This window comes from [Mycobacterium] manitobense (assembly GCF_025821665.1).
Classification (GTDB): domain Bacteria; phylum Actinomycetota; class Actinomycetes; order Mycobacteriales; family Mycobacteriaceae; genus Mycobacterium; species Mycobacterium arseniciresistens.
In genome coordinates this window covers 1-338 of the sequence record NZ_JACKSJ010000116.1, presented here as the reverse complement: position 1 = coordinate 338, position 338 = coordinate 1, and the positions used below count along the sequence as shown (strand labels likewise).

The following is a 338-nucleotide window of genomic DNA, read 5'->3' as shown; positions in this document are numbered from 1 at the left end:
CTGACGGATCAGGGTGACCGGGTAGTTCGCGGCACCCATCGCCGCCCCGAGCCGAGCGATGAAGCGGATCTGCTGTTGGACAGCGTGCTCGGTCATCGCGGCCGGATTCAGTGCGCCGCCGCGTCCCAGCTGCGCCCGTACCCGACCGAGACCTCCAACGGCACATCGAGCGGGTAGGCGTTGCCCATGTGCTCGCGGACCAGCGCCTCCAGGGTGTCGCGCTCCCCCTCGGCGACCTCGAACAGCAATTCGTCGTGGACCTGCAGCAACATCCGTGACTTGAGCCCCGCGGATTTCATCGCCGCGTCGACGTTGATCATCGCCACCTTGATGATGTC

The 338-nt window shown here is 66.3% G+C and carries 1 protein-coding gene; it reads right to left on the bottom strand.

All coding sequences use genetic code 11. The features are described from left to right. Positions 1 to 107: 107 nt before the first annotated feature. Positions 108 to 338, bottom strand: a 231-nt coding sequence (locus H7I41_RS14310) for a DNA polymerase (RefSeq protein WP_264013259.1), incomplete at its 5' end; no start/stop codon positions are given.